The organism is Kitasatospora sp. NPDC023176 (genome assembly GCF_055560495.1).
The window spans coordinates 17,495-22,263 of the sequence record NZ_JBVHIP010000011.1 but is presented as its reverse complement, the minus strand read 5'-3'; the positions used below and the strand labels follow the sequence as shown (position 1 = coordinate 22,263).

The window sequence follows — 4,769 nt, the reverse complement described above, 5'->3', positions numbered from 1 at the left end:
GGGGCGGATGGGGCACCGCCGGAGCGCAGGCGCCGCGTCGAGGGGTGGGAGCGGGCCGACGGTGGGCCCGGCAGCGACCGGCGGCGGGGGTGGGGTCGGGGGCGGGTCTGGTGACGGCCGGGGGTGGTGAGGGTGGAACGACGGGCGGCGGCCGGGAGCGGGGCCGGCAGTGGGGCCGGCGGTGAACGGGAGGGGGCCAGGGTCGGGCCAGGGCCGGGCCGGCGGTGAGTCAGGTGGCGGCCGGGAGCGGGGCCGGGAAGGGATCTGGCGGTGAGCCTGACGGCAGCCGGGGTGGGGGGCGGGCCGGGGCCAGGGGGCGGGCCTGACGGCAGCCGGGGTGGGGGGCGGGCCGGGGCCAGGGGGCGGGCCTGACGGCAGCCGGGGCGGGGTCAGGGGGTGAGGGCCTGAGGGAGGGTGGTGAGGGTGTGGAGGACGTGGATGCCCTCGCCGGCCGGGGTGGCGGTGGCGGCGCGGTCGAGCCAGAAGGCGTGGAGGCCGGCGTCGCGGGCGCCTTCGGCGTCGTGGGTGTACTTGTCGCCGACGTAGGCGACTTCGTGCGGGGGCAGGCCCAGGGCGGCGCAGCCGGCGTGGAAGATGCCGGCGGCGGGTTTGGCTTCGCCGTGCTGGTCGGAGCAGACGATGGCGTCGCCGAGGTGGTCGAGCAGGCCGATGGCGCGCAGTTTGCGGCGTTGGTGGTCGGTGTCGGAGTTGGAGACGACGCCGAGGCGGTAGTGGGGGGCGAGTGCGAGGAGGGTCGGTTCGGCGTCGGGGAAGGCGTTCCAGGCGGCGTCGCGGTGGGCGGCGTAGCCGGCGAACCAGGCGGCGGCCTGTTCGTCGGTGAGGTCTTCGGCGCCGTCCTGGCCGAGTTCGGCGAGGAACTGGCGGGTGCGGGCGTACTGCTGGCCTTGCAGGGTGAGTTCGCGGGCGAGGTAGCGGGCGTACTGGTACTCCATGACGTCGCGCCACAGGGTGAGTGCGGCCTGCGGGGTGGGGAAGCGCTCGAGCAGGCCGACGTCCCGCAGGTGGGCGAGGATGCCCGTCTGCTCGGAGCCCGTGTAGTCGAACAAGGTGTCGTCGACGTCGAAGAGCACGCCCCTGATCGGCATGAGCCGTCCTTCCCGGTGGTCCCTGCGCTGTGCTGCGGTGTGCTGCGGTACGGACCCTACGCGTCGCCCGTGCGGGCGCCGGCGGCGAGGCGGTCGGCGAGGGCGGTGACGAGGCCGCGCAGTTCGTCGGGGCGTTCGATGGTGAACGGCCGGTCGAGTGCGGCCAGGAGCGGGGGCAGCCAGTCGAGGCGTTGTGCCCGCAGGTCGACGCGCAGCCAGCCCCCGCCCGTCCCGCCCGTCCCGTCCGTCCCGCCTGTCCCGTCCGTGCCGTCCGTGCTGCCCGTCCCGTCCGTCCCGCCCGTCCTGTCCGTCCTGCCTGTCCCGCCTGTCCCGCCCGTGCCGCCCGTGCCGCCCGTGCCGCCCGTGCCGCCCGTCCCGTCCGTCCCGTCCGTGCTGCCCGTCCCGCCCGTCCTGTCCGTCCTGCCTGTCCCGTCCGTGCCGTCCGTGCCGTCCGTCCCGTCCGTGCCGTCCGTCCCGTCGGGGCCTGTGGCGGGTTCGAGTTCGTGCAACCGGGCGACGGTGGCGGGCAGGTGGGCGCGGACGTGTTCGGCGCTCGCCTGGATGCGCAGGGTGACGTGGTGGCGGTAGTCGGCGGTGGCGAAGCCCGTCAGCACGCGCTGGGCGGGGTCGGGGCCGGCGGGTTCGTCGAAGGTGCCGGGCAGGGTCCTGGCATCGGTGACGCGGTCGAGCCGCAGGGTGCGGTCCTGGTCGGCGCGGGTGTCCTTGCCGGTGACGTACCAGCGGCCGCCGTGGGCGACGATGCCGTGGGCGTGCAGGGTGCGTTCGCTGGGCCGGCCGTCGCGGTCGGTGTAGCGGATGGCGAGCGGGCGGCGGTGGCGTACCGCGTCGGCGAGGGTGAGGAGCAGGGCGGTGTCGGGGGTGGGGGGTTCGTCGAGTGCGGGGTGGCCGGTGAAGGTGAGGGAGTCCTGGAGGGTGTCGAGCCGGTGGGCGAGGTGGCGGGGCAGGACGCGCCGGATCTTCGCCGTCGCGGTCTCGTTGGCGGTGCGCTGGGCGGTCGTCGGTGTGGTGCGGCGGGCGGTGAGCAGGGCGAGGAGCACGGCCAGGGCCTCGTCGTCGTCGAGCATGAGCGGGGGCAGGCGGTAGCCGGGGGCGAGGCGGTAGCCGCCGTGGCGGCCGCGTACCGATTCCACGGGGATGTCCAGTTCGGCGAGCCGTTGCACGTAGCGCCGTACGGTGCGGTCCTGGACGCCGAGGCGGTCGGCGAGTTCGGCGACGGTGCGGGTGCCGCCGGACTGCAGCAGTTCCAGGAGGGTCAGCACGCGGGCGGTGGGTCGGGGCACGGGGACCAACCTACGTCCGCCAGGGGGCCGGTTCTGTCCTCTGTCGCCCCTGGCCTGCTGTCACTCCTGGCCTGCTGTCGCTCCTGGTCTGCGGGGCGGGGGAACGTCGGTGGGCGTTCGGCACGATCTGGGGGATTCCCCTGGCTTCGTCTCGTTCCGCGTCGTCACCGGTGATGTCGCGCGTCTCGTCGCCCTTCTGCGAGCGGGCCGCCGGGGTGCGGGCGGTGTGGGCCGGCGGGGACTTCGCCGGGTTCCGGACGGCGGGGCGGGCCTGGCGCTCGCCGGTGGCGCCACCGTGGCGCTCTTCGCCCCGGGGCCGGCCCGGGTGGCGGACCGCCGCCGTGTGATCGCCGCTTTCCTGGCCGGGGAGGTGGAGCGGGTGTACGGGGGCCGGCGGACTTCGTCGGCGAGGTGGTGGCCGGGCCCGCCACGAGGCCGTGGGGCGAGCGGTCGCTGCTGCTGCGCGACCCGGCCGGCCGTTCCCGTCGGCTTCCTCGCGCCGGTCGGCCCCGGCGGCCGTCGCGAAGGACGCGCGCTGACAGCGGTGCCGCTCGGCTTTCAGAGGGGGGCGGCGGCGAGGAGGGCGTCCAGCAGGCCGGGGAAGCGGGCGTCCAGGTCGGTGCGGCGCAGGCGGACGAAGCGGTTGCGGCCGGCGACGCGGGTGGTGGTGACGCCGGCTTCGCGCAGGACGCGCATGTGGTGGGAGACGGTCGACTTGTGGAGGTGGTCCAGGCCCAGGTCGCGGGGGGCGCAGGAGTGTTCGGCGCCGTCGGCGTAGCTGAGCAGCAGGCGCATGCGGACGGGGTCGCCGAGGGCGTGCAGGACGGTGACGAGGTCGATGTCGGCGGTGGGGGGCTGGGGAAGCCGTTCGTCGTCGGTCATGGGGTCGGCTCCGGTCCTCGGGTCCCGTGGGGGGACGGACTGCGGCGGGATGGTTTGACAATCATCCACCCATCCCCAATTGTTTGGCGAGCATCAAACCGTTGCATGTTCGTCCAACAATCACTCCGGGGGGCTCTCCGTGCCCGTACGCCTGCTCCTGCTCGCCCTCGGCACCTTCGCCATGGGCACCGACTCGATGGTGGTGGCCGGCATCCTGGGCCCGGTCTCCGCCGACCTGGACGTGTCGGTGGGCGCCGCCGGCCAGCTGGTCACCGTCTTCGCCCTCGGCTACGCCCTGCTGGCCCCGCCGCTGGCCGCCGCCACCGCCCGCTGGCCGCGCCGGCGCCTGCTGCTGAGCGCCCTCGCCGTCTTCAGCGCCGCCAACGCCCTCAGCGCCCTCGCCCCCGACTACGAACTGCTGCTCGCCACCCGGGTGCTGGCCGCCGCCGGCGCCGCCCTCTACACCCCCACCGCCAACGCGGTGGCCACCACCCTGGTCGCCCCCCAACGGCGCGGACGGGCCCTGGCCACCGTGCTCGGCGGCATGACCGTCGCCACCGCGCTGGGCGTGCCGCTGGGCACCTGGGTCGGGCGCACCGACTGGCGGCTGACGATGTGGCTGGTCACCGCGCTCGGCCTGGCGGCCCTGGCCGGACTCGCCGTCCTGCTGCGCGACCTGCCCGCCCCCGCCGCCGCCCCCACCCTCACCGCCCGCCTCGCCCCGCTGGGCCGGCGCCGGGTGCTGGGCGCCGCCGCCACCACACTCGCCTTCTTCCTCGCCTTCCAGAGCGTCTACATCTACCTCGCCACCGCCGTCCACGGCGCCACCGGCGGCGACGCCGGCCGGCTCGGCCTCATCCTGCTCACCACCGGCGTGATGTCGGTGGCCGGCAGCTGGCTGGGCGGGCGCCTGGTCGACCGCATCGGGGTACGCACCGTCCTGCTGGCCGGCTCCGCCGTCGCCGCCGGCGCCTTCGCGGCACTGCCCTGGCTGGGGCGCGGCATGCCCGGGGCGTTGGCGTACGCGGCGGTGGTACCGCTGGCGGGCTGGGCGGTGTCGGTCGCGCTGCCACACCGGCTGGCCTCGCTCGACCCGGCGAACGCGCCACTGCTGATCTCGCTCAACAGCAGCGCCCTCTACCTCGGCACCGCGGCCGGCGGCGTGGCGGGCTCGGCGGCCATCACGCTGCTGGGCACCCGGTGGTTCCCGCTGGCGGCGGCGGTGCTGGCGCTGGCCGCCTGCGCGACAGCCGCGGCCACCACCCACGACCAGCGCCGCAGCACCCGTACAGCCCCAGCCCAGGCTCCGGCTCGGGTACGGGGCTGACCGCCCGCACCGGGGCCGGGGACACCTCCCCGCGCCCCAGCCCCAGCCCCAGGCTCCGGCCCCGGCCCCGGCTCGGGGACGGGCCTGACCGCCCGCACCGGGGCCGGTAGGGGCGTTCGCGCCGGCCGGGCCCGCGCCGCGCAAACCCATCCC

General features: G+C 76.4%; 4 protein-coding genes. 1 reads left to right on the top strand and 3 read right to left on the bottom strand.

What is annotated here, in order from left to right; all coding sequences use genetic code 11:
* Positions 1-389 precede the first annotated feature (389 nt).
* The 3 genes from ACZ3YL_RS17475 to ACZ3YL_RS17465 form a co-directional block, all read right to left on the bottom strand.
* Positions 390-1,106, bottom strand: a complete 717-nt coding sequence (locus tag ACZ3YL_RS17475) for an HAD family hydrolase (RefSeq protein WP_465658200.1) — start codon at positions 1,104-1,106, stop codon at positions 390-392.
* A gap of 56 nt (positions 1,107-1,162) precedes the next feature.
* A complete protein-coding gene (locus ACZ3YL_RS17470; protein ID WP_465658198.1) occupies positions 1,163-2,407 on the bottom strand; it encodes a helix-turn-helix transcriptional regulator in 1,245 nt (414 codons plus the stop codon).
* 558 nt (positions 2,408-2,965) lie between these two features.
* Positions 2,966-3,289 carry an ArsR/SmtB family transcription factor gene (locus ACZ3YL_RS17465; protein WP_188303916.1) on the bottom strand — a complete coding sequence of 108 codons (324 nt, stop codon included), beginning with the start codon at positions 3,287-3,289 and terminating at the stop codon, positions 2,966-2,968.
* A gap of 139 nt (positions 3,290-3,428) precedes the next feature.
* On the opposite strand from ACZ3YL_RS17465, the gene ACZ3YL_RS17460 reads away from it, so the two are divergent.
* On the top strand, positions 3,429-4,616 hold the full coding sequence (locus ACZ3YL_RS17460; RefSeq protein WP_465658195.1) for an MFS transporter: 1,188 nt from the start codon (positions 3,429-3,431) through the stop codon (positions 4,614-4,616).
* The last annotated feature ends 153 nt before the right edge of the window (positions 4,617-4,769 follow it).